21 protein-coding genes are annotated in these 25,980 nt (G+C 66.2%); 11 read left to right on the top strand and 10 right to left on the bottom strand.

Annotated features, from left to right (window positions below):
• Window positions 1-5: 5 nt before the first annotated feature.
• Window positions 6-959: a hypothetical protein gene (locus ACOGI7_RS10695; RefSeq protein ID WP_419848747.1), complete on the top strand. Its 954-nt coding sequence runs from the start codon at window positions 6-8 to the stop codon at window positions 957-959.
• Between the two features lie 18 nt (window positions 960-977).
• Here ACOGI7_RS10695 and ACOGI7_RS10690 read toward each other — a convergent pair whose 3' ends face one another.
• Window positions 978-3,257, bottom strand: a complete 2,280-nt coding sequence (locus ACOGI7_RS10690) for a xanthine dehydrogenase family protein molybdopterin-binding subunit (RefSeq protein ID WP_419848746.1) — start codon at window positions 3,255-3,257, stop codon at window positions 978-980.
• Window positions 3,258-3,269: 12 nt separating this feature from the next.
• Entirely contained in the window at window positions 3,270-4,685 is a 1,416-nt protein-coding gene (locus ACOGI7_RS10685) for an amidohydrolase family protein (RefSeq protein ID WP_419848745.1), read from the bottom strand.
• A 55-nt stretch (window positions 4,686-4,740) separates the two neighbouring features.
• On the opposite strand from ACOGI7_RS10685, the gene ACOGI7_RS10680 reads away from it, so the two are divergent.
• Together ACOGI7_RS10680 and ACOGI7_RS10675 are read left to right on the top strand one after the other, a co-directional pair.
• Entirely contained in the window at window positions 4,741-6,156 is a 1,416-nt protein-coding gene (locus ACOGI7_RS10680; protein ID WP_419848744.1) for an OB-fold domain-containing protein, read from the top strand.
• A gap of 14 nt (window positions 6,157-6,170) precedes the next feature.
• A complete protein-coding gene (locus ACOGI7_RS10675; RefSeq protein ID WP_419848743.1) occupies window positions 6,171-7,364 on the top strand; it encodes an acetyl-CoA acetyltransferase in 1,194 nt (397 codons plus the stop codon).
• Here the strand turns inward: ACOGI7_RS10675 and ACOGI7_RS10670 are convergent.
• From ACOGI7_RS10670 to cysS, 8 genes are read right to left on the bottom strand one after another with little or no spacing between them, the layout of a single operon-like run.
• Window positions 7,361-8,215 (bottom strand): phytanoyl-CoA dioxygenase family protein, encoded by an 855-nt coding sequence (locus ACOGI7_RS10670; protein WP_419848742.1) that lies wholly within the window; start codon window positions 8,213-8,215, stop codon window positions 7,361-7,363. The genes ACOGI7_RS10675 and ACOGI7_RS10670 overlap by 4 nt on opposite strands.
• Before the next feature lie 11 nt (window positions 8,216-8,226).
• Window positions 8,227-9,150: an SDR family NAD(P)-dependent oxidoreductase gene (locus tag ACOGI7_RS10665; RefSeq protein ID WP_419848741.1), complete on the bottom strand. Its 924-nt coding sequence runs from the start codon at window positions 9,148-9,150 to the stop codon at window positions 8,227-8,229.
• Between the two features lie 6 nt (window positions 9,151-9,156).
• A complete protein-coding gene (locus ACOGI7_RS10660; RefSeq protein ID WP_419848740.1) occupies window positions 9,157-10,047 on the bottom strand; it encodes a TIGR03620 family F420-dependent LLM class oxidoreductase in 891 nt (296 codons plus the stop codon).
• Between the two features lie 38 nt (window positions 10,048-10,085).
• Entirely contained in the window at window positions 10,086-11,288 is a 1,203-nt protein-coding gene (locus ACOGI7_RS10655) for a CoA transferase (protein ID WP_419848739.1), read from the bottom strand.
• Window positions 11,285-12,256, bottom strand: coding sequence for a TIGR03619 family F420-dependent LLM class oxidoreductase (locus ACOGI7_RS10650; protein WP_419848738.1), 972 nt, complete (start codon window positions 12,254-12,256; stop codon window positions 11,285-11,287). The genes ACOGI7_RS10655 and ACOGI7_RS10650 overlap by 4 nt, the downstream gene beginning before the upstream one ends.
• Before the next feature lie 4 nt (window positions 12,257-12,260).
• Window positions 12,261-14,357: a prolyl oligopeptidase family serine peptidase gene (locus ACOGI7_RS10645; RefSeq protein WP_419848737.1), complete on the bottom strand. Its 2,097-nt coding sequence runs from the start codon at window positions 14,355-14,357 to the stop codon at window positions 12,261-12,263.
• Window positions 14,354-15,316: an aminoglycoside phosphotransferase family protein gene (locus ACOGI7_RS10640; protein WP_419848736.1), complete on the bottom strand. Its 963-nt coding sequence runs from the start codon at window positions 15,314-15,316 to the stop codon at window positions 14,354-14,356. The genes ACOGI7_RS10645 and ACOGI7_RS10640 overlap by 4 nt, the downstream gene beginning before the upstream one ends.
• A gap of 17 nt (window positions 15,317-15,333) precedes the next feature.
• A complete protein-coding gene (gene cysS / locus ACOGI7_RS10635; RefSeq protein ID WP_419848735.1) occupies window positions 15,334-16,716 on the bottom strand; it encodes a cysteine--tRNA ligase in 1,383 nt (460 codons plus the stop codon).
• A 77-nt stretch (window positions 16,717-16,793) separates the two neighbouring features.
• Between cysS and ACOGI7_RS10630 the strand changes: the two genes are divergently transcribed.
• From ACOGI7_RS10630 to ACOGI7_RS10595, 8 genes are all read left to right on the top strand, one after another.
• Complete coding sequence (locus tag ACOGI7_RS10630) at window positions 16,794-18,200, top strand: MFS transporter (RefSeq protein WP_419848734.1); 1,407 nt, start codon at window positions 16,794-16,796, stop codon at window positions 18,198-18,200.
• A 10-nt stretch (window positions 18,201-18,210) separates the two neighbouring features.
• A complete protein-coding gene (locus tag ACOGI7_RS10625) occupies window positions 18,211-18,615 on the top strand; it encodes a VOC family protein (protein WP_419848733.1) in 405 nt (134 codons plus the stop codon).
• Window positions 18,616-18,646: 31 nt separating this feature from the next.
• Window positions 18,647-20,902, top strand: a complete 2,256-nt coding sequence (locus tag ACOGI7_RS10620) for a xanthine dehydrogenase family protein molybdopterin-binding subunit (RefSeq protein ID WP_419848732.1) — start codon at window positions 18,647-18,649, stop codon at window positions 20,900-20,902.
• Window positions 20,895-21,632, top strand: a complete 738-nt coding sequence (locus ACOGI7_RS10615; protein ID WP_419848731.1) for a lysophospholipid acyltransferase family protein — start codon at window positions 20,895-20,897, stop codon at window positions 21,630-21,632. The genes ACOGI7_RS10620 and ACOGI7_RS10615 overlap by 8 nt, the downstream gene beginning before the upstream one ends.
• Window positions 21,629-22,405, top strand: a complete 777-nt coding sequence (locus ACOGI7_RS10610) for a hypothetical protein (RefSeq protein WP_419848730.1) — start codon at window positions 21,629-21,631, stop codon at window positions 22,403-22,405. Before ACOGI7_RS10615 ends, ACOGI7_RS10610 begins: the two co-directional genes overlap by 4 nt.
• Window positions 22,406-22,638: 233 nt before the next feature.
• A complete protein-coding gene (locus ACOGI7_RS10605; protein ID WP_419848729.1) occupies window positions 22,639-23,913 on the top strand; it encodes an alpha/beta hydrolase in 1,275 nt (424 codons plus the stop codon).
• Window positions 23,910-25,064, top strand: a complete 1,155-nt coding sequence (locus ACOGI7_RS10600; RefSeq protein WP_419851499.1) for a serine hydrolase — start codon at window positions 23,910-23,912, stop codon at window positions 25,062-25,064. The genes ACOGI7_RS10605 and ACOGI7_RS10600 overlap by 4 nt, the downstream gene beginning before the upstream one ends.
• A 62-nt stretch (window positions 25,065-25,126) precedes the next feature.
• Window positions 25,127-25,954, top strand: a complete 828-nt coding sequence (locus tag ACOGI7_RS10595) for an SDR family NAD(P)-dependent oxidoreductase (protein ID WP_419848728.1) — start codon at window positions 25,127-25,129, stop codon at window positions 25,952-25,954.
• Window positions 25,955-25,980: the final 26 nt, after the last annotated feature.

Raw genomic sequence — 25,980 nt, 5'->3', positions numbered from 1 at the left:
GGGCCATGCCCGCGGCGATCGTTGCGTCGACGGATCAATGCAACATAGTCACAATTGACTCCCAGACGGCTGAGACCGTTGTCCTGTGGGACTACGGCAAGAGCGACTATCGATCTCTGGACTGTAGCGACCAGGGATCTGAATATCGGGAGTACGAAGGCACAGAAGAAATCGCCCCGGGCTACATAGAAGACTTGGAGTGGGCTGACCCCAATTATGTCTTGATGAGCATGTGCTGCGAGCCAGGGGCGGGCAGGTTTGAGCTCTTGGACTCAAAGGAGGACGACCAGCCAATTTGGTTGGCTCTGAACGGTTACTCACCATGGATCGACAATCGCGGCACGTTCTTGTTCAGCGGTCCAGGTGTTGGTGATGCGATCGTGTCTTTTGGCACCGTTTCCTTTCGAGTTAGCTACGACTCATCCGACCCTGATCATCCCTACTATCGGCTATTGGGAGATGTCTCCTACGATCACTTAGTTCTGGAGGAAGGCGCTGCTTCTCGTCTGCGGTGGAGCGTTGACCGATCAACGTGGATGGGTGAGGACGACATCGTGGTGGGGCTTCAAACCATCATGAGCGACCTTGGCTGGTACTCCTGGGTTGCAAAGATCAGTCCAGGTGGAGGGGCCGCGGCATCGAACGCTCGCGGTTCTGGATGGATGCTGCCCAGAGGCGACCGATTGGGGAACCTCGTGGTCGCCGAGCAGGAATGTGGCCGATACCTGCCATTTGCGTCGGACTGCATCGGGTTGCCGGCAAAAGTTGTGGTGGTCGACTCTGGGACGCTGGTACCGCTCTATGAAGTCGATGTTAAGGACCCGATCGCCGACATGGATCTGGTACGGGGGTGGTTGCTGGTCACCCTGGTTGACGGCCAGATGGGCGTTCTGGATCTGGCCGATGGGACGTTCAATGTCTTGGCCAACGGAATCCGAAATGCGGTTTGGCAGGAGTAGGAAGACCCGCCGGACCCGTCAGCCCTGGTTGGCCTTGAGCGCGCGCCAGACTCTTTCGGGGGTGCAGGGCATGTCGATGTGGGTGACTCCTAGGGGGGAGAGGGCGTCGATGATGGCGTTCTGCACGGCGGGGGGAGCGGCGATAGTGCCGCTTTCGCCTACTCCTTTGGCACCGAGGGGGTTGCGGTCGGTGGGGGTTTCCAGGAAGACGGTTTCTACTTCGGGGACGTCGCTGGCCGCGGGTACGAGGTAGTCGGCCAGGCTGGTGGTGAGGGGGTTGGCGTCGGCGTCGTAGCGCATCTCCTCGAAGAGCGCGATGGCGATGCCCTGTACAGCTCCGCCTTGGACTTGGCCTGATGCCATCGTCTCATCGAGGACCCGGCCGCAGTCGGTGACTGTTACATGGCGGAGCAGGTCTACGTTGCCGGTTTCGGTGTCGACCTCGACGACTGCCACGTGGGTGCCGCCGGGGAAGGTGGGTTGGCCTTGGTCGAAGGCGGCGGTGACTTCGGTTCCGGCCAGATCAGCCAGCGCGATGCTGGCGGTGGGGGTGCCCCGCACGCCCAAGACGGCGTCTTGGGCCTCGCCGGGTGTCCTCGGTGCTTTCAGCGGGGTGGCGAGTCGCAGCTCTATGTCATCTTTGGCGGCTTCTAGTCGCTCGGCAGCCCGCTCTTTGAGCTTGTCGAGCAGGCGGACCGACACCTCGACGGCTGAGCTGCCGGCCAGCGATGCCGAACGGGAACCGAAGCTGCCTAGCGCCGATCGGAAGCGGCCGGTATCGGGGGTTGCTGCGGTGATTGTGTCGGGGTTGAGACCGAGCGTCTCTGCGGCCAGTTGAGCGATGACGCTCTGCATTCCCTGGCCTATCGGGGCAATGCCGGCGTCGATCTCGATACAGCCGTCGTCGGTCACACGGGCTGCGGCTGGTTGGCAGGGCTCATGGCGGCCGGTGAAGTCGGCCCAGCAGCTTATGCCGATGCCGAGCAGCCGTTGATCCCCGGCGGCTCGGCGGGCAGATTGTTCTTCCCGCAGTTGTTGGTAGCCGATCTCCGACAGGGCCTGTTCTAGGGCGCCGAGGTGGTCGGCCTCGTCCATCACCAGTCCGCTGGGCATCTCTCGGGGGAAGTCCGCGGGGCGTAGCAGGTTGCGGCGGCGGACCTCGGCGGGGTCCAGATCTAGGTCGCGGGCCAGTTTGTCCATGGCTCGCTCGACCAGGCCGATGGCTTCGGCTCGACCTGGTCCCCGATAGGGACCGGTGGGAACTGTGTTGGTCATCACTGCGGAGGCGGTTACCGCTACCTTGTCGATCCGGTAGGGGCCGGGGATGAGCCGCTGGGTTTGCAGGGGCTCGAAGGCACCCATCCCGGCGTAGCCGCCCACGTCGCCGCTCACCTTGGCATAGAGAGCGGTGACGATGCCGTCTCTACTGGCGGCCAACGTGATTTCCTGGTCTTGGTCTCGGGCTTGCATCGACAGCAGGTTCTCGGGGCGGCTTTGTACTAGGCGCAGGGGGCGGTTCAAGCGCAGGGCCAAGCGGGCGGCTACTGCGAATAAGCCGTTCTCACCGTCGCATTTGCCCCCGAAACCGCCGCCGATAGGGGGGACGACCAGGCTGATCTGGTCATCGTCGACGCCGAGGGTGGCAGCCAGCCCACTGTGGGTCAGGGACGGCATTTGGGCGTTGATGTGGATCGTCACCCGTTCGCCATCGGGAACTACCAAGCCGGCGACCCCTTCGATGGGGGAGCAGGCAACTCGGGGATAGTGCTGGGCAGCAAGAGCCAACACGTCAGTGATAGCCATCTCCTTCAGTGCCGCGACGACGTCCCCCGAATGGACGGACAGCACGGTGTTGGTTCCATGAGACTGATGGACAAGAGGGGCTTTTCTCGCCGTGGCCGCGTCTAGATCGGATATCGGGGGAAGACTCTTGTAATCCACTTCCACCAGCTCGCAGGCATCAGCAGCAACCGCTTCGCTGGACGCCACCACCGCAGCCACCGCCTCGCCGACATAGGCCACCGATCCCTTGGCCAGCGGAGGGCGGCTGATCTCCGCGGGGGTTACGCCATCCACTTCCGGTTGGGTGATCAGGTCAAGGTCATCGGCGGTGAACACCCCGACCACGCCGTCGAGTGCCTCGGCCTCGGACGTGTCAAAGGCGGCAATGGTGGCCCGAGCTATCGGGGATCGAACGAACCCCAACCAGAGAGCGCCATCAACGTTGAGGTCGCCGCCGAAGCGGGCTTGTCCGGTCAGCAGGTCGAAGTCTTCGACCCGGCCTTCCCAAGTGCTCACGAACCGTGGTCTTTACAGCGCTTCTTCGATGACGGTGCCCTTGAAGAAATCAGAGTTGGTGCCGGCCCACAGCGACATTGGGTGCTCGAAGGTGAAGGCCCGGAAGTCGGCCTCGTCGAGGATGCCGTCGTCCACCAGCTCGTAGGCCTCGGGCAGTACCTCGCGCACGTCGGGGACGTCCCAGTGGCCCACGTCGGAGGCGAAGATGCCCTTCACCACCTGGCCTTTCGGGGTCACCGACCGGTTGAACCCGATGGCGGTCATGGGGTCGTCGGCCTCGCAGCCGAAGTGGAAGCGGTCCCAGATGGCCAGAATGTCGTCCACGGTGTCCACCCCGCTGAGGGCGAACTCGTCGATGGTGGCCGGGTCTTCATCGGGTTCGCTCAACATGTGGAGCGCCTCTTGGAGGCGGTCCCGATGGCTGTTGGCCACCGGCGTGCCGTAGGCGTCGAACAGCTTGCCCAGCTCGTCCATATCCACCGCGGCAGGGTCGTAATGGCCGATGGCGTCGCGGTTGCGCTTCTCCCAGTGTCCGATCACATCCGAAAGCAGGTTCACCCCCCAGGCCACGCCCCCCTCCAGGAAGGCCCAGCGCAGTTCGGGGAAGCGGTGGGCCACCCCGCCCATGAACACCGCCCGGCACAGGGCCTCGCCCGCGGCGGCGAAGTTGCCCAGGTGGTTGTACACGTAGTTGGTCTCCGAGGTGCGGCTGCCCCAGCCCATGCCCGCGGAGTGGAAGGTGGGCGACACGCCCAGCTCGGTGCAGCGCCGCCACACCGGGTCGTAGTCATGGGGGGAGTCCATGCCCAGGGTGTCCATGCGGCGGGCATGGCGGTGGCTGGTGTTCTCCGGGTCCACCGGCCGAGGCACCAGCCCGGTCATCATCACCGGGCGCATACCCAGCTCACCCACCGCGAAGTCCAGCTCGGCAATGGCCTCATCGGGGGTGAACATCGGGATGATGGCCACCGGCATGAGGCGGTCGGAGTAGGGCTCGTAGGCCTGGTGGAAGTAGAGGTTGAACGCCCTGGCTGCGCCGAGGCGCAGATCCTCGTCTTCGAGGCCCATGCAGGTGAGCCCGTAGGTGGGGTAGAGCACGGCCAGGTCGATTCCGATCTCGTCCAGGCGCTCGTACAGCAGCTTGGGCAGCAGGGCGGTGGCCCGGTCGAGGGTGTTGCGGGCCGGGAGTCCCCACCATGCCGAGCGCATCATCCCGGCGGCGCGGCGCTGCTCCAGCGACAGATCGATGGACTTCCTGGCCCCGTACTCGACCACCTTGAACTTGTCCACCAACTCCGGGCCGCCGACGGTGGCCATGATGTCGTGAACCTCGGGCAGGAACTCAATGATGTGGCCGTCGGAGTCGATGATGGGGTGGTCGATGGCGTCGCGTATGCGCCGCACCTCGGCGCTGGGCTCAAAGCTCATGGGGGACAGACTACGACCCCAGTGAATTGCGGTGTCAGGCGTACACTTCGGAATCATGCGAGGCATCATCAGCTTCGGGGGCTACGTGCCGTACCGGCGCCTGGACCGCTCGGCCATTGCGGCGGTGATGGGTAAAGGGGGCGGTCGGGGTACCCGATCGGTGGCGTCCTACGACGAGGACACCACCACGATGGGGGTGGAGGCCGCTCGGTTGGCCCTGCGCCCGGTTGAGGCTGAGCCCCGGGCGCTCTGGTTCGCCACTGCCGACCCCGCCTATCTGGAGAAAACCAACGCCACCGCCATCCATGCCGCGCTGCGGTTGGACACCTCGGTGGGAGCGCTGGACTTCGGCGGCGCAGTGCGCTCTGGTATCGGGGCGCTGCGGACCGCCTTGGATGCCAAGGGGCCCACAATGGTGGTGACCGCCGACATCAGGGGCGGACTGCCCACCGGCGCTGACGAAGCCGCTGGTGGCGACGGTGCTGCCGCATTCTTGATCGGCACAGAGGACGACGGGCCAGTGGTGGCCGAGTTGCTGGGGTCGGCGTCGGCCACTGAGGAATTTGTGGACCGCTGGCGCCAGCCGGGGTCGCCCAGCACCGGCCAATGGGAGGAGCGCTTCGGCGAGACCCGCTACGGCCCGCTGACGACCCAGGCTTGGAAGGAGGCGCTGGACGCGGCCGGGGTCGAAGCGGCCGATGTGGATGTGGCGGTGGTGACCGGGTCCCACAGCCGAGCGGTCAAGCGGGTGGCGGGCCAGCTCGGGGTGGCTCGAGTGGCCGACGATCTTTCTGCGGCGGTGGGCAATACCGGCACCCCTCACCCCGGTCTGGTGCTGGCCAACGAGCTGGAGCAGGCCGAGCCTGGTCAGACCATCGCGGTGGTGATGCTGGCCGACGGGGTGGAGGTGCTGATCCTGCGGACCACCGAGGCGCTGGCCGAATTCACACCGGGCTTGCCGGTGGCCGACCAGATCGCTGACGGCGCTGAGGTGAGCTACGCCACGTTCTTGCAGTGGCGGGAGATGATCCAGGTGCAGCCCCCAAATCGGCCCGAGCCAACCCGCCCGTCCTCGTCGGCTGCGGCCCGAGCCCAAGATTGGAAGTACGGCTTCGTGGGCAGCCGGGGCACCGAGAGCGGCACTTTGCACTTGCCGCCGGCCCGGGTGTCCATCCGCCCCGAGGATGAGCTCGATGCCATGGACCCCGCGCCCATGGCCGATATCGGGGCCACGGTGGTGACCTTCACTATCGATCGGCTGGTGTACTCGGTGAGCCCGCCGGTGGTGTTCGCAGTGGTGGACTTCGACGGAGGCGGCCGGCTCCCAGTGGAGCTGACCGACGTAGAGCCCGACGCGGTCCGCATCGGCCAGCGGGTGGAGATGACCTTCCGGCGGCTGTACGCGGCCGAGGGCATCATCAACTATTTCTGGAAGGCCCGCCCGGCGCGGTCGGGATCAACGTCGGACTAAGGGGGAGGCGACCGATGGCCAGTCATGGCATCAAAGACCAGGTAGCGATCATCGGAATGGGGTGTACCCAGTTCCGGGAGCACTGGGACAAAGGAGTCGACGACCTGCTGATCGACTCGGCCACCGCCGCGTTCGACTCCGCGGGAGTGAGCAAAGACGACGTGGATGCCTTCTGGCTGGGCACGGCCTCCAGCGGGATGAGCGGTTTGACGCTGAGTCAGCCGCTGAAGCTGGAGGGCAAGCCGGTCACCCGGGTGGAGAACTTCTGCGCCACCGGGTCCGAGGCACTTCGCCAAGCCTCCTACGCGGTGGCCAGCGGTGCCTACGACATGGCCATGGCCATCGGCGTGGAGAAGATCAAGGACTCCGGCTACCAGGGGCTGAACGCGGCGCCCGCCCCCCACGACGGCACCAAGCGGAACCTGACCGCCGCGGCCATGTACAGCCTGGTGCTGCCGGCCTATGCCGCCCGCTATGGGGTGGACGAGGACGAGCTGCGCATGGTGGTGGCCAAGATTGCCGAGAAGAACCACCGGAATGGGGCGCTGAACCCGCTGGCCCAATTCCGCCGGGAGATGCCAGCGGAGAAGATCTGCGAGATGGCCTCGGTGGCCGGGCGGCTGTCGGTGTTCGACTGCTCCGGCGTGGCCGACGGCTCAGCGGCGGCCATCGTGGTGCGGGCGGAAGACGCCCACAAGTACTGCGATGATCCGCTGTACATCAAGGCGCTGTCGTTCGTGTCGGGCACCGGCGGCGGGCTCATCGACCCCGACTACGACTACACCACTTTCCCCGAGTGCGAGATGGCCGGAGCCGACGCCTACCGCCAAGCGGGGATCGACGATCCCCGCTCCGCGCTGGCCATGGCCGAGGTGCACGACTGCTTCACCCCCACCGAGATGGTCCTCATGGAAGACCTCAGCTTCTGCGAGCGGGGCACCGCGTGGAAAGAGGTGCTGGCCGGAACCTTCGAGCGCACCGGCGACATGCCCGTCAACACCGACGGCGGCCTCAAAGCGTTCGGCCACCCGGTAGGGGCCTCCGGCCTGCGCATGCACTACGAGTGCTGGCTTCAACTCCGCAACAAAGCCGGCGACGACCGCCAGATCGACCTGTCCACCCGCAACCTCGGCCTAATCCACAACCTCGGCGGCTACCCCGGCGAAATGGTCTCCTTCGTCTCCATCCTCGGCCCCGAGTTGGGCTAGCGGGGCCAGACTTGGGGGCAGCGGGGGTGGTTTACGGGGTCGCCTTCGGATACCTCGGCGTGGTGGGGCTTTAGGGGGGTGCCCCGTTTGAAGCGGTAGACGGTGCCGTCGCCGCAGTAGCGCACTGAGATGGCTCGGCGCCATTGGTCGGTGACGTTGGCGTGGGCGCCGTGGAGGGTCATGGCGTGGTGGACGGCCACATCTCCTGGTGCCATGTCGAAGCAGAGCAGGTGCTCGGAGTCGTCCCGGTCGTAGTCGGGGACCTCCTCGCCGTCGGTGTCGGGCATCGACAGCTGGCTCACGAACCAGTTGGGCCGGAAGTTCCGCTCCCAGCGGTGCGAGCCCTTCACGTAGACGGTGGCCCCGGTGGCCTTGGAGATGGGATCGAGCGGGCACCAAGTGGTGCAAACCTTGTCGCCTTCCAGCTGGAAGTAGGCCATGTCCTGGTGGATGGACGTGGGCTCCTCGGTGTGCGGCTCCTTCACCAGCACGCTGTCCTCGTAGAACCACAACTCCTGGCTTCGCATCAGTTCGGCGGCCACCTGCGGCAGAGGCGACTGGGTGGCGAAATGCTCGAAGTCGGGGTCGTTCCACCAGTGGTCGGTGCCGCCATGGAACTGGCCGCGGGGGGTGCCTGTCTTGGCCGCTGCGGGGTCGTTGAGCACGGTGCCGCCGCTGGGCGGTACCACCATGGTGCCCATCTCGGTCATGTTGTTCATTTCTTCCGACCCCAGTGCTCGGTCTACCGGCTTGGCCATGGAGGCCAGGGTCTCGTCGGAGAGCACTCCCCGGATCACCACCACTCCGTCGCGCCAGAAGGCCTCAATCTCCTTGTCGCTCACCAGTGCCATAGAGACAATCCTTACATCTGCTCCAACTCGGGGGGCATGCCGAGGTGGACCATGCTCTCGGCGGTGGAGCCCTGGGGGGTCCAGTCGGAGGTGTCCATGGCGTAGGTCAAGCCCGAGGCCACTGATTCCATGGTCAGGTCGATCTCTTGGGCCGGAGATGCCGCGTAAACGATGCGGGCAAACTTGCCGCCGCCGACGGTGAATGCCTCGCCGGTCACCGTGCATTGGTCGCTCACCAGATGGGCCACCACCGGGGCCACCTTCTCGGCGCCGAAGTGATCCCGCAGGTGCGTCTTGAAGGGCGACTCGGGCAGGCCTTCGGTCAGCCGGGAGATGGCCGCGGGCAACAGCAGGTTGGCGGTGATGTTGTGGGCTTGGCCGAACATGGCCTCGGTGCGGGTGAAGCCGAACAGCCCCGACTTGGTGGCCGCATAGGAGGCGATGGGGTTGCCGAAGCATGCCGGGGAGCCGGTGTTGATGATTCGTCCGTAGCCTCGCTCCACCATGTGGGGCCACGCCGCCTTGGCGGTGTTGAGGCATCCCAGCAGGGTCACCCCCACATGGCGGTGCATCTCATCGGCGTCGATGTCGGGGAAGAAGGCCGAACTGGCGACCCCGGCGTTGTTGATGAGGATGTCTACCCGGCCCCACGCCTCAAGGGCGCTTGACACCATCGCCTGAGCCGTGGCTGGGTCGCCGACGTCGCCGTTGTTGGCGATGGCCTCGCCACCGGCGTCGCGAATGCGTTGCGCGGCCTCCTCGGCAATGTCGGGCTTGAAGCCTTGTTCGACCAGGCCCAGGGTGCCGCTGCCGAGGTCGTTGAGCACGATCTTGGCGCCCCGCTCGGCCAAGTAGCTGGCGTGGGCGAATCCCAGGCCGATTCTGTCTGCAGCGCCAGTGACCAGGGCGACCCTGTCTTGGAACTCATTGGACATGGCGGATCACATTCCGTTCAAGAGGGGGGCGAGAGTCTCAAGGGTTTCGAGGCTGGGGCGGGTCTTGTCCACCGGGTCGAGCGGCTGGATGCAAACGTGGGTGGCGCCGGCCTCGTGGTGTTGGCGCACCCGCTCGGCCAGGGCGTTCTCGTCGCCCCAGGCCACCACCGCGTCGACCACTTCATCGCTGCCGCCGTCGTCGAGTGCGCTCTCCTCGAAGCCGCAGCGCATGAGGTTGTTCCGGTAGTTGGGCATGGTTATCGGCCCGGCCATGGATGCTCGGGCCCGCTCCCTGGCCCTCACTGGATCGGTTTCCAGCATCACCTTCTGCTCCGGGCAGATCCACGCGTCGGGACCCATGATCTCCCGGGATCGCCGAGAGTTCTCCGGCGGCGCGAAGTAGGGGTGGGCACCCATGGTGCGCTCGGCGGCCAGCTTCAACATGAGCGGGCCGAGGGCGGCCAGCACCATGGGCGGCTCGCCGTCGAGTTGCGGTCCCCACCACATGGAGCTTTCCATCTTGTCGAGGTACTCCCGCATCGACGGGATCGGCTTGGGATAGGGCTTGCCCTGCAACCGCTCCACTGGAGCTTGGTGCGACACCCCGAGGCCCAGCAGAAAACGGCCACCCGACTGGTCGTGTAATTCCTTCTGGGCGCAGGAGGTGGCCTGGGCCTCCCGCAGGTGGATGTTGACCACGCCGGTGGCCAGCACCAGAGTGGAGGTGTGGTTGAGCAGCAGCGAGGCGTGGGCGAACGGGTCGCGCCCGAAAGCATCGGGGATCCACAGGGCGCCGTATCCCAACTCCTCAACCCGCTGGGCGAATTCGATGGCCTCGCTGGTTGAGAAGCTGTCGGTGCGGGTCCAGACGCCGACGCGGCCGATATCCATGGTCATGCCGTCAACGTAGCGGCCCGCTAGCGGCAGAGAGATGGTCAGGCGACGATCTGGCTGTCGTGCAGGCGGGCGATCTCGGTGCCCGACAGGCCGAGCACGTCGGCCAGCACTTCATCGGTGTGCTGGCCCAGCCGGGGGGCGGGGCCGGGATCGGCCAGATGCTCCTCAGAGAAGCGGAGTGGGGAGCCAGGAGTGAGATATTGCCCAGTATCGGGGTGGTCCACCTGGGCAAACAGCGGGTTCTTGGTGGAGCAGCGGGGGTCATTGGCCACCAGCTCCAGCATCGACTGGTATCGGCCCCAGCACACCCCTTGGGCGTCGAGGGCGGCCGACGCCTCGGCCAGGGTGCGGGTTGCACACCACTGGTCCACCAGTGGATTGAGGCGATCCTGGGCCAAAAAACGGTCTCCGTCCACCCGGGTGAAGTCCAGGCCGGTTTCCGCCTCCAGCGCAGACACCTCATCGGCGATGCCGCAGGCGGCCACGACGCCCTGCCACTCTCGGCCGCTGACCCCCGCGATATAGATCCGCTCGCCGTCGGCCAACTCAAAGTCCCGGCCGAAGGCACCGTAGACGTTGTTGCCGATCCGGGGCCGCTGGGTGTCCAGGAGTTGAGCTTGGGCCACGTGGCCCAGCATCGACACCGCGGCCAGCGCCACATCGGACAGGGCCAGGTTCACCAGGCTGCCCTCACCGGTGCGGGAACGCTGTCGCTCGGCGGCCAGCACTCCCACCGCGGCGGTTTGGCCGCAGATGATGTCCCAGGCGGGCAGCACGTGGTTGACGGTGCCATCGTCGCCGGTGAGCCAGGGGTAGCCCATGGCGCAGTTCACGGTGTAGTCCACCGCGGTTGAGCCGTCGTGGTTTCCGGTGATGGCCACCATGATGAGATCGTCGCGGTGTTGGCGGAGGCTGTCGTACGACAGCCAGCCGACGGCGGGGAAGTTGGTGGTGAAAATGCCGGCGTCAGGGCCGGGTGCGGTGGCCAGGGCAGTGATCAGCTCTCGACCCTCGGGGGAGCGGAGGTCGATCTGGATCGACCGCTTCCCCTTGTTGAGACCCTGCCAGTACAGCGACTGGCCATCGGGGGTGAGCGGCCACCGCTGGTAGTCGATGCCGCCGCCGATGGCGTCGAAGCGGATCACGTCGGCGCCGTGTTGCGCCAAGGTCATTCCGCCTGAAGGACAGGCCACAAACGCCGATCCCTCTACCACCCGCATTCCGGCCAGCACGCCGCTCATGATCGGGCGTCCAGCAGGGGCAGGATTTCGGCGCCGAAGCGGGCGACTTGGTCGGCGTACTCGGCTGCGTCGCGGGATCGGAAGAACAGAAACACCACCGAGGTCCCCAGATCGTGGGCGTAGCGGAGCGATTCCGCAATCTGGTCGGGAGAGCCGCCGATATACGGCCATCCCGGCGGAAAAAGACCATCCGGCGGGTCGCCGATGTAAATGGTCCCGGCCAACCAGCCGAGGTCCACTTCATCGAGGTCGCGGCCCACCACGTCGGCATGGGCCCGCATGTAGTCGATCTGCTCGGCCATGGCCTCCCGGGGCGTGCCCTGGGGAATCCAGCCGTCTCCCCGCTCCACCACCCGGCGCAGGGCCGGGCCGGTGCTGCCCCCGATCCAGACGGGAATGGTGTCCTGCGCGGCGGCGGGGCCCACTCCTACATCCTTGAAGTTGTAGAACTCCCCGCTGAACTCGCAGAACCCTCCGGCGGCCTCAACGGCGACCCGCACCGCGTCGATGGCCTCGTCGGTCATTCGCCCCCGGTCGGCGAAGCTCAATCCCAGGGCTTCGAACTCGGCCTCGACGTGGCCGGCGCCCACCCCCATTAAGGCCCGCCCCCCGGTGAGATGGTCGAGGGTGCAGAACGAATTCGCGGTGGTCAGGGGATGGCGATAGGGGAGGACGTACACCTCCGACAGCAGCCGGATGGTACTGGTGGCTGCTCCTAGGAAGCTGAGCGTGGCGATCGGGTCGTACCAGGTGGTGGACATGTGGGCGGCGTATTCGTTGTTCGGGATGGCGATGTGGTCGCACACCCCCACAAACCCGAACCCAGCGGCCTCGGCGGCCTGGGTGATGGCCAACAGGTCGCCCACGGTGGCAGTTGGTTCCCACGGCTGGCAGATTCGCTCGTTGAGGGTCTGAATCGGCAACTGGATCCCGTAGAGGATCTCGCCGTCGGCAGTTATGCGCGCCATGGGGTCATTGTGGTGGGTGAAGGCCGAGGCTGTCGAAGAGGAAGGTTCGTTGGAGCAGGAGCAGGTTTTCGGCCACCTGCTCTTGGGGGGTCATGTGGGTGACGCCGGGCAGGGGTAGCACCTGGTGAGGGCGGCCGGCCTCGAACAGGGCTTGGGAGAGTTGGAGGGTGTGGGCCGCGAACACGTTGTCGTCGGCCAGGCCGCAGATCAGCAGGAGTGGGCGGGTGAGTTGGTCGGCCAATTCCAGGAGGCTGGTGCGGGTGTAGGCGTCGAGGCTGTGGCTGGGATGGCCCAGATAGCGCTCGGTGTAGTGGGTGTCGTACAGGCGCCAGTCAGTGACCGGCGCGCCGGCGATGGCGGCGTGAAACCGGTCGGGCCGGGCCAATACCGCCAGCGCAGCCAGATAGCCGCCGAACGACCAGCCCCGGATGGCCACCCGGTTGAGATCCAAGCGGGGATAGTGCTCGGCCAATGCATCAAGGGCGTCGATCTGGTCTTCCAGCACCGGGTGAGCCAGATCGCCGGCCACGGCGCGCTCCCAGGCCGGGCTGCGAGCGGGGGTGCCCCGGCCATCGGTGATGACCACCGCGAACCCCTGGTCGGCGAACCACTGCGACACGAGGAACGGCGATCGGGCCTTGAGCACTCGCTGGGCGTGGGGACCGCCATAGGGGTCGAGCAGCACCGGCAGCGGACGGCCTTCGGTTCCTTCGTCATCCGACGGATACAGCACCGCAGTGAGCAGGTCTCGGCTGCCGACGACGGAGAACCGGGGTGCTGGAGATAACGATGGGGTGGCAGCCACCGAGGCGATGGGGATGCGCTCGGTAGGGGTGACCACTTCTACCGCTGCCTCTCGGTCGGTTCCCGCGGCCCGTGCCGTCACGACGGTGTCGCCTCCGGCGGCCGAGCTATGCACGCCAGGCTGTTCGCTGAGCCGGTCCAGTTCGCCTTCACTGCCGAGCTGCCAAACATGAACCTCGGTAGGGTCGTCCGACGCGGTGAACACCACCCGGTGCTCATCGGCGACCACCACGCTGCGGACTTGCAGGTTGTCGGGCGTGGCGTCCACGCCGTCGAGCACCAAGCGCCGGGCCGAGCCCCGGTCCTCGGCGGTCACCAGCCGCTCGCCCATCCACGCGGGGGTGCCGGGCACCAGTTCCACCCAGTGCTCGTCGCTCTGGCGGGCCATTTCGGTGGTGGCACCGGTATCGGGGTCGACCACCAAGATCGCCACCGTGCGCTGGTCGCGGCTCTGCACGGTGATGACCGGGTTCGACCGGGGTGCCCACGCGGCCCGAGCCAGGTATTCGGAGGCGTCACGATCCCAGGCCACGTCGACTCGGCTGCCGTCCAGCCCGACGACGGCCAAAGAGACGTCGGCATTGACCGTACCCGCGGCGGGGTAGGCCATGGACACGGGCGCGGCGCTTGGATCAGCGGGGGAGGGGATGTACCAAGTGGGCACCTCGGCGGTGTCCACTCGGGCCACCAGCAGACGCTGGCTGTCGGGAGACCACCAGAATCCCCGGCTGCGGCCCATCTCCTCGGCGGCGATGAACTCGGCCGACCCCCAGCTCACGGTGTCGCCCGGCTCATCGATGACCATCCGGTCGAAACCTTTGGCCGCGGCGTCCACCACTCGTAGGCCGGAGCCGGACACATAGGCCACCCACTGTCCGTCGGGTGAGGGGCGGGGATCGAATGCGCCGGGTACGGCGGGCAGCGATTCGACTGAGCCGTCATCGACATCCGCCAGAAAAACCTGCCCGTCCAGCGTGAAGGCGATCCTGGTCAATCCAGGATCGCCGGCATAGGCCACGATCCCCCCGCCGCTTTCCCGGGCTCGCTCCCGGCGGGCCCGCTCGGCTGGCGGCAGGTTCTCCTCGCCGGGGTCGGCCAAGAGTTCGACCGGATCGGCCACCACACGTTCCTCGCCGGTAGCGGTATCCAGTAACCAGAGCCGGTTCACCGGATCATCGCCCGACGAGCTGCGCAGAAAGGCCACCCGACCTCCGTCGTCGGAGACGGTGAAGCTGCGGGGCGCTCCCAGGGTGAAACCCCTGGTGCGGGCCTGTTGGCGGGGGAACGACTCGGTCATAGCGCGCCGAATGAATCTAGGTCGGCTGCGGCCGTCGCGGCTCGGCTGACCAGGACCAGGGAGGTGGACTTGGGCATCATCACCCCCACCGCGGCGGTCACCAGCATGGCCTCGACCGCATAGACAACATTGCGGCGATAGGCCAGCCAGGCTTCGTCGAAGTCCGGGGCGACCGGGCCGAGTTGGCCCAGATAGTCAGCCAGCAGGTCCTTCTCGGCGCTTCGGCGCGTCTCCGGATCTAGCGAGGTGGCCAGCAGATAGGCCACGTCTCGGGCCCACGGCCCGGCCCGGCAAAGTTGCCAATCGATGAGCCCGGGGCGGCCGTCGGCAGTGACAAATTGGTTCCCCGGGTGGCAGTCGTTGTGGATCAAAGTCGTCGGTCCGGCCGACATCACCTCCTGAGCCGCCCGGCGGGTGCGGGCGTACCGGGCGATGGGCTGGTGCAGCGTCTCGGGAACCGCCGAGCCAACCCGCCAGAACCCCAGGCGGCACAGCGAAGGGCTCAGCAATGCGCCCAGCATCAGTTCTCGTCGGGGGTTGAGAGCGAGCCACGGATGCGACTCAGTGCGTCCCCACCATTGGCGGTGTAAGTCGGCCAATGACGCCAGTAGCGACGCGGCCTCATCGGCGCTCAGGGTGTCGGCGGATTTCCGCAGGGTCGCGCCGGTGTCAACCAAGTCCTCCAGGATCACGATGAAGCCGCGCCGGAAGTGGCCGGCGCCGTAGCAGCGGGGAGTGGCGATGGGAACCTGGTCGCGCAATTCGGTGTAGAACCTGACTTCGGCCCGACTCAGCCGAGGTATGGCGACAAACGCCCGAGCGGCCAGCGAGCGGGATGGTTGCTTGACGAACACTGCCAGTTCTTTGCCACCGTCCAAGTGCAGCCGAGCCCGGGTTCTTCGCGTGGTGCCCGACTGGACGTTGAGGATCTCGATCCCCACTACAGGTCGACCGAGCAACTGACTCGTGTACTTCCTCAGGATGTTCTCCAGATCGTGCCGCCGGGGGTGTCTTCCAACACGATTCCCCGGGCGGCCAGCTCATCGCGGATGCGGTCGGCGGTAGCGAAGTCCTTGGACTTGCGGGCCTCGTCCCGCTCGGCCAACAGCTTCTCCACCTCAGCAGCCAATGCGTCATCGCCCGCTTGGTCGTCGCTCACCAAGGTGAGGCCCAAGGCCCCAGCCAGGTCGCCCACCGTGGCGTGGGCCGCGGCCGCGCGGTCGGTGTCTCCGGCGTCCAGCGCGGCGTTGGCCTCCCGGACCAGGTCGAACACCACCGCCAATCCGGCGGGGGTGCTGAAGTCGTCATCCATCGCCGCGGTGAACCGGGCCAACGCGTCGGGGTCGGGGTCCGCCGAGGGGTCCAACCCGGCGGCATCTGCCCGGCGGTGCCAGGCCCGTAGCCGTTCTAGCGCTCCGGCTGCCCCGGTCAAAGCGTCGTCGCTCAGCTCCATGACCGTTCGGTAGTGGGTTTGCAGCATCAGCAGCCGCAGCACCTGAGGCTCGTAAACATCGAGCAGATCAGACATGGTGGTGAAGTTGCCCAGCGACTTGGCCATCTTCTCGCCGTTCACGTTCAGCATGGCCCCATGGACCCAATGACGGGCGAATTCCAACTCTGCGCCCTCGGCTTCGGCCACTTCGTTTTGATGATGGGGAAAGGCCAGGTCGTCGCCCCCGCCGTGGATATCGAAGGTCTCGCCCAACAAGTCCGTCGCCATGGCCACGCATTCGATGTGCCAGCCGGGTCGGCCCGGTCCCCACGGGGAGTCCCACACTGGCTCGCCCGGTTTGGCCGCCTTCCAGAGGGCGAAGTCCAGCGGATCGGCCTTTTCGACGTCCACTTCCACCCGGGCGCCGGCGCCTTCTCGCAGCTCCTCGGGGGTGCGCCCGATCAGATCGCCGTAGCGTTCGTGGGCGGCCACCGAGAAATACACGCCCTTGCCCTCGATGGGATAGGCCGCGCCCCGGTCCACCAGATCGCTGATGAAGTCGAGCATCTCGGCTATGTATTCGGTGGCGTGGGGACGGTGGTCGGGCCGGGCGATGCCGAACCGGTCCATCTGGTCGATATAGACCTGCTCGTAGCGGGCGGCAAGCTCGGGTTCGGAGGTTCCCGTCTCAAGCGCCCGGTTGATGATGTTGTCGTCGATGTCGGTGATGTTGGAGACGAAGGTGACCTCGAACCCCCGCCACTGGAGGTAGCGGCGGATCATGTCGAAAGTGAGCGCGGTACGGGCGTGGCCCACGTGGGGGTCGTCGTACACAGTGGGCCCGCACACATACATCGACACCCGGCCGTCGACCAGCGGCTCGAACGGCACGATCTGCCGAAGCCGAGTGTCATAGAACGAAACCACGCCAGAAGGCTAGCTATCGCCCCTGCCCCTGCTGCCATCCGTTTGGCGGGAGGCCAGGGGGTTACAGTCACCTGGTGATGCAGCAAGCAGCCGTGGACCCGGCGGTGATGCGCCGGGCCTGGCTGGTGCTGGTGGTGGTGAGCTTGGCCAGCTTCCAGACAGCCATGGCGCTGTCGATCATCTTCGTGGTCTACGCCGACCTGAAGGAGTCCTTCCCCAACGCCAGCGAGGCCGAGCTGTCGTGGGTCATCAACTCCTTCACCATCGTTGGAGCGGCCACCCTGGTTATCGGCGGGGTCCTGGGCGAGCGGTGGGGACGGCGACGAACTCTGATGGCCGGCGTCGCGGTGTTCACCCTGGCATCGGCGGGGGCCGCGCTGGCCCCCAGCACCGGCGTGCTCATCGTGGCCCGAGCTCTCCAAGGATTCGGAGCGTCGCTGAGCCTGCCCATGGGGGCGGCCATCGTGATCGAGGCATTCCCGGTAGCCCGCCGGGGAACCGGGGTGGGCGCATGGTCGGCCAACGGCGCGGTGGCCGCGGCCATGGGACCCTCGGTGGGCGCCCTGCTGGTGCATGTGGGCGACTGGCGGTGGGCGTTCTGGCTGAACGTGCCCTTCGGGGTGATCGCCCTGGCCTTCATCGGCAAAGTGATCCAAGAGCACCGCAGTGCACAGACCCCGGAGCTGCCCGATCGGCTGGGAGCGCTCATGGTGTTGGCCGGCGTCGGCGGGGTGGTGTTCGCCTTAGTGCAGAGCCGGGAGTGGTCATGGGCCGATCCGGTGGTGCTGGCGGCCTTGATCGGAGGGCCGCTGGTGCTTGTGCTGCTGGCCTGGCGGTCTATGCGCCATCGGCTGCCGGTGATCGACCCCAGCCTGTTCCGATTCAAGAGCTTCCGGCTGGGCAACTACGGGATGCTGGTGTTCTCTATCGCCTTCTTCGGGCACCAGTTGGTGGGGGTGAACTACCTCACCATCGTGTGGGAGCTGACCATCTTCGAGGCCGGAATGCTGCTGACCCCGGTGTTCGTGTTCACCGGACTGCTGTCGGCTTTGTCGGGTCGGTGGGCCGATAGGTGGGGACCAGCCAGATTCGTGGTGGCCGGGAGCATCATGTGGACCGGGGGCATGGTGTGGCAGTGGGCCACGCTGGGCGGTGAGGAGGACCTGGTGGTGTGGGTGCTCAGCGTGACGCTGGCTGGCATCGGATCGGGATTGGTGTGGGGATCGTTATTCGCGGTCATGGTGGCCGACCTGCCTAGCGACTTCCTGGCCTCGGGTTCTAGCGTGTCTCAGACCATGATGCGGGTGGGCAACGCCTTCGGGGTGGCAATCGCGGTGACCATTATTGGCACCACTTTGGCCGTGGGCCAGATCGGCAACCTCGGCACCAGCTACATCATGCTGGCTGCCGGGGGCGCGGTGACTGCGGTGCTGGGAGTGCGCTGCACCCAGCCCGGGGGCATGCCGGCCCCCGCGTTGAAATAGAGTCACGGGGATGAGCACTGCTGTCAAGGGTTTGGTTGCCTACGCCCACGTAAACATCCCAGTGACCGATGTGGAGGCCGCCGATGCCTTCTACATCAAAAAGCTGGGGCTGGAAAAGCTCCCCCGGCCCGATTTCGGGGGGTTTGAAGGGTCGTGGCTGCGGTTGGGTCCTTCGCAGCTCCATCTGAGCAAGGTGGACGAGATGCCCGACTCCGCCGGGGTTATGTCCCACTTCGCCCTCTACATTCCCGCCGACGAGTTCGACGCCACGATGGCAGAGCTGGCCGAGCGGGGGGTGGAGTTCTTCATCGAGCCGAACGAGAGGGACGACTTCGGCGTGGCGGTGCGTTCGGCCTTCGCCCGGGATCCTGACGGGAACCTCATCGAGTTCACCGACGTCGCCCTGTTCGAGTGACGGGGGTCCGCGCCCGGACCAAATAGGACTTATGCCCTCGATTCTCGGCCACCCGGTTCTGCGGCGGGAAGATCCTCGTTTTCTCACCGGCAAGGGCGCGTATGTGGCCAACCTGATCCCATCCGAAGCCGCCCACGTTGCCTATGTGACCTCCATCGAGCCCCACGCCCGGCTGTTGTCTGTGGATGTGGAGGCCGCCGCAACAGCTCCCGGTGTGCTCGGGGTGTTCACCGCGGCCGACATCGACCCCGAAGTGGTGGTGTACCCTCCGCCGTTTCCGGGCATGAACGATCAGATGACCCGGACCATGCTGGCTGGCGAGGTGGTCCGATACGTGGGCGAGCCGATCGCTGCGGTGGTTGCCGATGAGCCGGAGCTTGCCGCGGATGCCGCCGACATGGTGGCGGTGGACTACGGGCCGCGGCCCCCGCTGGTCGACTTGGAGGCCTCGCTGCGGGGCGATGTGGCGCTGTTCGAGGGCATTGACGATCAGACGGTGTACCGGTGTGGGGTGGGCCAGGCGCCCGATTTCGAGGAGTGCGAGGTGGTGGTGCGGACCCGGTTCCACAACCAGCGCGTGTCGGCTGCGCCCATCGAGGCTCGGACGGGCTTCTCCTACTGGGAGGGAGACCGGCTGATCCACCACACCGCCACCCAGGGCAGCCACAACGTGAAGACGGCGCTGATGGCCATCTACGGGCTGAATCCCGAGCAGGTGCTGGTGATCACCCCCGACGTGGGCGGCAGCTTCGGGGCCAAGTTCCGCTGCTACCCCGAAGAGGCGCTCTTGGGATGGCTGGCCCGCCGCTTGGGCCGTCCGTGTGCTTGGGTTGAGACCCGCACCCAGTCGATGACCGGGCTGGGCAGCGGCCGGGGCCAGATCCAAGATGTGGTGGTGGGCGGGAGCCGGGACGGTCGTATCACCGCCTACCAGCTCGACGTGATCCAAGACAGTGGGGCCTATCCGCTGATCGCCGGATTCTTGCCCCGGATGACCATGGCCATGTTCACCGGCGTCTACGACATCGCTAGAGCCGGGTACCAAGCGGTCTCGGTGCCCACCTCCACCACTCCGAACGGGGCATTCCGAGGCGCTGGCCGGCCCGAGGCGTCCTCGGCCATCGAACGGGCCGTTGACCTGTTCGCCGCCGAGATCGAAATGGACCCCGCGGAAGTGCGCCGCCGCAACTTCCTCGATCCCGAGGCCTTCCCCCACATCACGGTGTCGGGTATGAGCTACGACTCTGGCGACTACGGCCGGGCATTAGATCTCGCGCTGGAGGCGGCCGGGTACGGCGACTTGCGGGCCGAGCAGGCTGCCCGTCGGGCCAACGGGTCGGAGTCCTTGCTGGGCATTGGCCTGTCCACCTATGTGGAGGTCACCGCCACCACTGGAGCGGGGGATTTCGCTTCGGTGGAGCTGGACACTGACGGCACGGTGAGAGCGGTGACCAGCTCCACCCCCCACGGCCAAGGCCACGAGACGGTGTGGCCGATGATCGTGGCCGATGTGCTGGGCATCGAAATGAGTCGGGTGGTGGCGGTCGGCGGTAACACCGACTGCATCCCCCGAGGGCAGGTCACCGGGGGATCCCGATCGGCCCAGATCGTGGGGTCGATGCTGGTCGATGCCTCCCAGCGGCTAGTGGAGCAGGCGCGGCCGACGGCAGCCGATCTTTTGGAGGCCGCGGCCAACGATGTAATCCACGACCAGGAGGCGGGGTGCTTTCATGTGGCCGGAACCCCGGCGGTGTCGGTGGGATGGGATGCGGTGGCCGCCGCCCTGGATGGCCCGCTGGTCGTGGAGTCGGAATTCGAGTCTGGGGGCCAGACCTTCCCATTCGGCGCCCATGTGGCGGTGGTGGAAGTGGATGCCGAGACCGGCCGGACAGAGTTGGTGCGTCTGGTGGCGGTGGACGACGCCGGCACCGTGTTGAATCCGCTGATCTTCGACGGCCAGATCCATGGGGGCATCGCCGGCGGCATCGCCCAGGCTCTGATGGAGGAGGTGGCCTACGACGCCGACGCCATCCCGCTCACCACCAATTTCGCCGATTACTTGGTGATTTCGGCGGCCGAGCTGCCCAGCTTCGAGCTGGTTCGCTCCGAGACCCCCACCGACCGGAACCTGCTCGGGGCCAAGGGCGTCGGCGAGTCGGGCACGGTCGGAGCCACAGCCGCAGTGCAAAATGCGGTGATCGACGCGCTAACGCCCTACGGCATCACTCATCTGGACATGCCGCTGTCACCCGAGCGAGTGTGGAAGGCCATACACCGCCATGTCTGAACAGCATTTGGAAGAGCGGGTGCTGGCCATTTGGCAGACCCGTCGGGCCCGAGTGCTGTTCCGGTTGCTGAGCCGGCTGGTTTGGCTGATCGGACTCATCTGGCTGCGGACCAAGGTGGTCGGTGCCGAGCGCTTGAAGGCAAAGGGAGCATTCATCATCGCCCCGGTTCACCGGTCCAACCTGGATGCTCCGCTGGTGAACTCCCGGTGCCCTCGGATCGTGCGGTCGCTGGCCAAAAAGGAGATGTTTCCCGCCGGGGTCGGTACCTGGGTCAGCGCCATGTTGGGCGCGTTCCCGGTGCACCGGGGGGTGGGAGACCGCCGTTCACTCCAGGCCGCCGCTGACTTGATGAAGCGGGGAGAGCCGTTGTTGGTGTTCCCCGAGGGCACTCGGCAGTCGGGCGGCCACATCGGGGAAATCTTCGGCGGTGCCGCGTTCCTCGCGGCCCGCTCGGGGGTGCCGATTCTCCCGGTGGGCATCGCCGGCACCGAAGAGGCCATGCCGCCAGGGGCCAAGTTCCCCCGACGGGTGCCGATAACCATCGTGGTGGCCGAACCGCTGCTGCCTCCCGATTTGGAGAACGGCCGATTGTCATCCGACCAACGCCACGAGTTCACCATCCGCTTGCGGGAGGCCATGCAAACGGCCATGGACCAAGCCGTCGAACTGGCGTCAACCCGCCGCGTCCGTCGCCGCCAACGCACTAGGCGCGATGATGAGGTGCTGTGAGCGCAGTCGATGTCATTCACGCTGTTGAGATCGAGGCGGCCGCGGGCTATCCGAGGCCCACGGTCGAGATCATCGGCGGCTGCACCGCTCGATTGGTGAGCCCTGACGGGGCGACGCTGTGGCTGGTGGCCGCGGACTTGGCCGCGGGCACCGAGATGCGGTGGGGGACCGAGCACGGTGACGAGGCGGTGTATGTGCGCTCCGGCAGTCTGGTTGTTGACGGGCGGGTCTGCCCCGCCGATGGGGCGATAGTCGTTGAGGCGGGCGTATCCGCCACCGTGACTGCGGAATCCGACACCAGGATCGTGCATGTGGGACCAGCCGAATCCGCTCCGCCGGCCAATGGGCTGAGGGGCCCGGCCGAATCCGAGGGCCGGGGTTTTCGGATTGTCGGCCCCGATGGGATCTGGGCCACGGTGGACGACACCCAGCGCACCCGGTTCTTCTCCGACGCCTCGGCACCCACCAACCGGCTGTGGCTGTTGGCCACCGACCGCCCCCAGTACTTTGAGTCGTCGGCTCACAGCCACTCCCAAGACGAGCTGATCCACGTGCTGCGGGGGGAGATCCGCGTGGGGCGTCGAGTAGTCGGCGAGGGAGACACCCTGTGGGTGGCCGCCGACCGCCGCTACAAGCTCTACAGCGGCGACGACGGCGTCCATTTCATCAACTACCGCCGCGACGCCTCGGTCATGACTTCCCCCAACTACGACGCTCCTCTACTGGAAGCCGGCGAGAGCACCAACATGACCTGGGTCAACGACACCCGCTGAGCAAGCCAGGGTTGCCCACGGATTCTGTGCCAGAGCGGGTAGTTTGCAGTGTGTTTTTTCGCGTAGTCGCGCTATTGACTGTGGCCGGGCTCTTGGCTTCAGCGTGCAGTGAAAGCGACCCGTCACGGGGCGGTCTATCCGGGCCGTCTCCGAGTCCGTCAGCAGAACCCGCTGCGCCAGCGGCGCTGGCCTTCCGGGACTGCGGGCAGGCTTACCAGTGCGCTGAGCTTGAGGTGCCCGCCGACCACGGCAATCCCGATGCTGGAACAGTGACCCTGGAACTGGGGATGCTTCCTGCGGGCGATTCCGACCGCAGGATCGGCGCTCTGCTGGTGAATCCCGGCGGTCCCGGTGGCGATATGAACAGCTTTCTGGACTACGGCGCGGGGCTGTCAGATCGGCTATTGGAGCGGTTCGACGTGGTGGGGTGGAACCCTCGGGGGGTGATGGGCAGCGTTCCTCACGGCTGCCGGGAGGAGGCCGAGCATCTCATGCTGCTCGATCCGATTCCTGACACCGACGAGGAAGATGCTGCGCTGGACGAAGCGGCCCGAGAGATGGCTGAGGCCTGTTTGGGCGGCTTGGGCGAGAGCGTCCACCTGATTGGCACTGAGCAGACGGTGGCCGACATGGACCTCATCCGCCAGGCACTCGGTGAGGAGCAGATCAACTATCTCGGCTTCAGCTACGGCTCGCTGCTCGGCCTGCTCTACGCCGATCAGTTCGGCCCCAACGCTCGAGCGGTGGTGGTCGACGGGGTCGTCGACCCTGCCTTGGACTACGAGGAGCAGTCAGTTGGCCAGATCAGGGGTTTCGCCCGGGTGATTCAGGATCTGTTCGATGCCTGCCGACAGGACACAGCGTGCCCGATTCCCGGCGATCCTGCCGAGGCCTATGACCGTTTGGCCCAGCAGGTGGAGGGCGCTCCGCTGGTCGATGCCGGCGGAAACGTGGTGCTCGGCCCGGCCGAACTGGTGTTGTCCTTGGTCACGGCAGCCTATGCACCTGACGTCTGGACGTTCTTCCATCAGGGCCTGGCCTCGGCGCTGGAGGGAGATGGGGAGATGTTGCAGCGGCTGGCCAATTTCTACTTGGAATCCACCGATTCCGGCTCGTTTATCAGCATCGGGTGTACCGACGCGGGGCGAATAAGCCAGGCCGAGCTGGATCGGCTGATACAGCGGCTGGGAAATGAAGCCGGAGACTTCGGGCGCTCATCGGCGTCGTCAGCCCGGCCGTGCGTGTACTGGGCTGATACCGATCCGCTGCCCGTCGGCCCGATCCGAGCGCCCGAGGCTTCGGCAGTGCTGGTTGTTGGCAACCGAGGCGACAACGCCACGCCCTATGAGTGGGCGGTGGCCGTGGCCGAGGCGCTGGAAAATGGAGTGTTGTTGACCTACAACGGCCAGGGCCACACAAGCTACGGCCGACACCCGTGCGTGGATCAAGTGGTGGACAACTACCTCATTGACCTGATTCTGCCCCCCAACGATGTTGAGTGCGGATGAGGGTGCTGGGTGCTTCACGGCGGCTGCTGTTGGCACTGCTAGCCATCGGAGTGCTGGTGGGAGCTGCGGGCTGTGATGGCGACCCCGAGACGGTGCTGGAAGTGAGCACAGTGGAGCTTGAGGCCACGTCCACCGAGGTCGCGACTTCGGTGCCCACGCAGCCGCCTCAGACACCGCCTCCCACCCCAATTCCGACTACCGAGGTGCCGCCGGCAGCAACCCCCGAAGCAACGGTTGAGCCAACCCCCACCCCCGATCGCTCCGCTGAGGAGTTCCTGGCTTCCCTGGCCGATGAGTTCCACTTCGTGCTGGCCGAGGAGTTCGAGTTCTTGGCCGAGATCTCAGCAGAATGGAATCCCGACTCTCGAATCTCGATGGCGGTGGTGCTTCCCGACGAAACACTCCACGGGTACCAAGCCACTGAGTCGCGGATCTCAGCCAGCGCGGTCAAGCCACTGTGGGCGGCAGCCGCTCTCGATGCGGCCGGGGTGGAGGCGGCGAGGCCCATCGCCTATTCCGCGTTGATCCTGTCCGACAACCTGGCCGGGGGAAGGTTGATCGATTTGGCCGGAGGGGTGGACGCAGTGAACGCCTGGACCTGGAACGTGGCCGGACTGGACGACACCCGGCTGGAGGCCTGGCGTTTCCAAGACCCCAATCGGGTGGCCAGCAATTTCCAGCCCGAGAATCCCCTGGGCAACCGCACCACCATGGCTGACATGGCCCTGTTCTTTGCCCGACTCTACAAGGGTGAGCTGCTGGATCCCGACGAGAACGCTGCCCTTCAGCAGTGGCTGCTGGATACTTCGCATTCGCTGACTTCTCCCAGAGATCTCGACGGGGTTCTGCTTGATCGGCTGCCTTCGCAAGTGGCTGAATCGTCGCTGCACAAGGCGGGTTGGCTTCGACCGAACTGCTGCCCCGCGGAGTATCGGCAGATGATCGACGCCGGAATCATCGTGCTTCCTGACGGCAGTTGGTTTGCTATGGCAATCATGAGCGCTCGGGGGGAGTTCTTCGACCTGACCAATCAATGGGTGTCGCTGGCTGCCTGCCGGATCTACGCCTTTGTGGCCGAAGATCGCGAGCACTTCTGCGGACGGGAAGGCGACGGCGTCCACGACCCTGAGATCTGGCCAGAAGCGGGATAAAGCGCGGACCGCAAAGTTCCTCCGCTCCGACATCTGAGTCGGAGTCATGCCAGCATGGGACTATGCAGGACTTCAACGACAAGGTGGCAGTGATAACCGGGGCGGCGAGCGGGATCGGAGCGGGATTGGCTGCCGGGTTCAGTGCTGAGGGCGCCAAGGTGGTGGCCGCGGACATTGATATCGCGGGAGCTACCGCCACCGCCGATGCCATCGGGGCCAATGCCGTAGCCGTCGAGGTGGACGTTGCCGATCGGGGATCGGTCGAGGCGCTGGTCGACGCCGCGTGGGATGCCTTCGGACAGGTCGACTTGCTCTTCAACAACGCCGGCGTGTTCCAGGCCGGCCTCATGTGGGAGCGCAGCCAGGCCGACTGGGACTGGGTGCTCGGGGTGAACGTGTACGGCATCATCAACGGAGTGGCCGCATTCGTGCCCCGGATGATCGCCCAGGACACCGAGGGGCACATCGTGAACACCGCCTCGGTGGCCGCTTTCGTGGCCGGCGGATTCTCCAGCCCCTACGTGGTGTCCAAGTGCGCCGCCTTCTCGCTCACCGAGTGCCTGGCGCTGGATCTGGCGGGGGTGGGGGCCAAGATTGGCGCCTCGGTGCTGACCCCCAGCGCCATCGACACCGCCATTGCCCACACCGCCCGAGTGCGAGGTGACCGCTACGGCACCGACGAGAGCGAGGACAATGCCTTCGTGGTGGAGTCGCTGTCGAAGATGACAGCGTCCGGGATCTCTCCGGCCGACGTGGTCGGGCCGGTCATGGCGGGGATCCGGGCCGGCGATTTCCTCATCCCAACCAAGCCCAGCTACGCCAACCAACTCCAGGTGCGCTACGACGCACTGCTGGAGCGAAGGGTCCCCCCAACTGCCGATGTCGACTAGTTGAATAGATGCATGTTCCAGAGTGC

The sequence above is a fragment of the Candidatus Poriferisocius sp. genome (assembly GCF_965204145.1).
Taxonomy (GTDB): domain Bacteria; phylum Actinomycetota; class Acidimicrobiia; order Acidimicrobiales; family Bin134; genus Poriferisocius.
The sequence above is the reverse complement of the archived record's forward strand: the minus strand, read 5'-3'. Positions and strand labels throughout refer to the sequence as shown.

What these genes read in the sequence shown, in the direction of transcription:
- ACOGI7_RS10695 (WP_419848747.1), top strand. Translation starts at nt 6, where the DNA reads ATGCCCGCGGCGATCGTTGCGTCGACGGATCAATGCAACATAGTCACA.
- ACOGI7_RS10685 (WP_419848745.1), bottom strand. Translation starts at nt 4,685, where the DNA reads ATGAGCTTTGAGCCCAGCGCCGAGGTGCGGCGCATACGCGACGCCATC.
- ACOGI7_RS10680 (WP_419848744.1), top strand. Translation starts at nt 4,741, where the DNA reads ATGCGAGGCATCATCAGCTTCGGGGGCTACGTGCCGTACCGGCGCCTG.
- ACOGI7_RS10675 (WP_419848743.1), top strand. Translation starts at nt 6,171, where the DNA reads ATGGCCAGTCATGGCATCAAAGACCAGGTAGCGATCATCGGAATGGGG.
- ACOGI7_RS10670 (WP_419848742.1), bottom strand. Translation starts at nt 8,215, where the DNA reads ATGGCACTGGTGAGCGACAAGGAGATTGAGGCCTTCTGGCGCGACGGA.
- ACOGI7_RS10665 (WP_419848741.1), bottom strand. Translation starts at nt 9,150, where the DNA reads ATGTCCAATGAGTTCCAAGACAGGGTCGCCCTGGTCACTGGCGCTGCA.
- ACOGI7_RS10660 (WP_419848740.1), bottom strand. Translation starts at nt 10,047, where the DNA reads ATGACCATGGATATCGGCCGCGTCGGCGTCTGGACCCGCACCGACAGC.
- ACOGI7_RS10655 (WP_419848739.1), bottom strand. Translation starts at nt 11,288, where the DNA reads ATGAGCGGCGTGCTGGCCGGAATGCGGGTGGTAGAGGGATCGGCGTTT.
- ACOGI7_RS10650 (WP_419848738.1), bottom strand. Translation starts at nt 12,256, where the DNA reads ATGGCGCGCATAACTGCCGACGGCGAGATCCTCTACGGGATCCAGTTG.
- ACOGI7_RS10645 (WP_419848737.1), bottom strand. Translation starts at nt 14,357, where the DNA reads ATGACCGAGTCGTTCCCCCGCCAACAGGCCCGCACCAGGGGTTTCACC.
- ACOGI7_RS10630 (WP_419848734.1), top strand. Translation starts at nt 16,794, where the DNA reads ATGCAGCAAGCAGCCGTGGACCCGGCGGTGATGCGCCGGGCCTGGCTG.
- ACOGI7_RS10625 (WP_419848733.1), top strand. Translation starts at nt 18,211, where the DNA reads ATGAGCACTGCTGTCAAGGGTTTGGTTGCCTACGCCCACGTAAACATC.
- ACOGI7_RS10620 (WP_419848732.1), top strand. Translation starts at nt 18,647, where the DNA reads ATGCCCTCGATTCTCGGCCACCCGGTTCTGCGGCGGGAAGATCCTCGT.
- ACOGI7_RS10615 (WP_419848731.1), top strand. Translation starts at nt 20,895, where the DNA reads ATGTCTGAACAGCATTTGGAAGAGCGGGTGCTGGCCATTTGGCAGACC.
- ACOGI7_RS10600 (WP_419851499.1), top strand. Translation starts at nt 23,910, where the DNA reads ATGAGGGTGCTGGGTGCTTCACGGCGGCTGCTGTTGGCACTGCTAGCC.
- ACOGI7_RS10595 (WP_419848728.1), top strand. Translation starts at nt 25,127, where the DNA reads ATGCAGGACTTCAACGACAAGGTGGCAGTGATAACCGGGGCGGCGAGC.